1 protein-coding gene is annotated in these 1,896 nt (G+C 57.1%); it reads right to left on the bottom strand.

The window, feature by feature from the left end; translation table 11 throughout:
- Positions 1–503: 503 nt before the first annotated feature.
- Entirely contained in the window at positions 504–1,700 is a 1,197-nt protein-coding gene (locus tag DID96_RS38620) for a GH25 family lysozyme (protein WP_185732501.1), read from the bottom strand.
- Positions 1,701–1,896 lie beyond the last annotated feature (196 nt).

Below are 1,896 nucleotides of genomic sequence, written 5' to 3' on the forward strand. Positions count from 1 at the left end.
TTGTTCAGGCGCGCGTCGCCAAGGTCCAGTTGCTCGAATTCCGTTTGTGTCCAGGGCGTCGATTCCGTGACCAAGGCGTCCGCTCAAAAGCGGAGAGTAAACGCGAAACGCCGACAGTTTACAAGCGTCGCTCTATGTCATTGAAAGTAAACGGGCTTCGTCGCCGTCGCCGAACAACAAGGACGTTGTGTATAACGACATGCGCTTGACCTCGTCGCACGAACGGCCGCTTCCGAGCAAGGCGTCGGACCGGAGTCGACCCGAAGCAGCCATACGAGGATTCGCTGATGCGATGGCTGTTACCGAGTGCTCACCGGCCATTCACACCGGACGACCCCGAGCACGGCGACTGCCAGATGCCGATCTCTTCCTCAATGTTCAAGACAATCTTTGACCATGTAGGCGATGTCAGCGGCTCACGCTTGACAGGTGTGCTCGATCGCAGCGTTGGCAAGCAAGCGTGGAGCCGTCAACTCGAACCACGAGGGTCGATGCTGTCCATTTCAGTGAATTACCATGTGCAGGGGATTCGATCCAGCGGGCACAGTTGCAGTGACCGTGTTCGTTGCCGTGTTGATCACTGACACGGACTTGGATGCCGCATTCGTGACGTAGATCTGAGCTCCGTCCGGAGAGGCCGCAAGACTGACCGGATTCGCCCCAACCGGGACAGTCGCAACAACTGTATTCGCTGCCGTGTTGATCACCGAAACTGAATTCGCACCCGCGTTTACCACGTAAACGTTGGCCCCATCAGGCGTGACTATAACGTCCGTAGGGAAGAGTCCAACCGGGATAGTGCTGGTCACTGTATTGGTAGCAGTGTTGATGACAGAAACCGTGTTCGCACCTGAGTTCACAACGTAGGCGGCTTGTCCATTCGGAGTCAGGGCGATGTTCAATGGCGTAGTCCCGACGCGAATTGTGGCCGTCACGGCATTCGTTGCAGTATTGATCACCGAGACCGAATTGGAGCCGGCATTTGTCACGTAACCGAGATGGCCGCCTTTCAGGTTATTGAGGTCCGCTAGCGAACCATTGAACTCGTCCACGTCGACGGCTCCCAAGATTCCGGGCACCGACCCATTATTGCCGTACATCCAGAATGCCCAACTATTCCAACCGATGGGCAAAGTTGGACATGCAACAGCGAAGTTTGCCACCCAGAGAGGATCACTGGCAAAGGTCGGGGAACCCACGGCGCTGTTCCAGAAGCCTGGGGCCGTCAGGATGACAGGTGGTCTGCCGGTGGCGTTCTGCACGATTGTCACCCAGGTCCGGACGTTCGCGGCGATCGTGGCGGGCGATTGACCGTCGGTGACCTCTACATCGAGCGCCGGAGGAAGATCTCCCGGCCCAACCTTTTGAAGAATCAAGGCGGCTTGGGTGGCTGGATCCACCGATGGCCGGAAGAACTGATAGGCCCCCCGCGCGAGACCAGCCGCTTTGATGCCGGTGTAGTTCACGTCGAACATCGTATCCGGGGTTGCGCCATCGCTGACCCGCGCATAGGCAAACTGTCTGCCCGAAGCGGCCACCGCATTCCAGTCAATAGTGCCCTGATATGACGAGACATCCACGCCCTGCAGCGTTGTAGAGCCCGCACACACCGCACCCTCGGCAAACACCGGCGTCAATAAGATCGCGATAACCCAAAGCATGGTAAGCCGCGCACAGGTGACACTCTGCGAAAATTTCACGATTCCTCCGTATACCGGATGAGCCGGCGATGTTGGATATGGCTGTTCCAGAGCGACCGTTCGGGCGTATTACTCATAGGTCAGAAATTTAGCGGACAAATGGTCTATGCTTGAGCGACAGCTATTGACAGGATCGCTCATGAAACGAGACGGCCGGAGCCTGGCTCACAACACGCTTGAAGAGATGCGCATATTG

This window comes from Burkholderia sp. Bp8963 (assembly GCF_003854275.1).
In the GTDB taxonomy this organism is placed as follows: domain Bacteria; phylum Pseudomonadota; class Gammaproteobacteria; order Burkholderiales; family Burkholderiaceae; genus Burkholderia.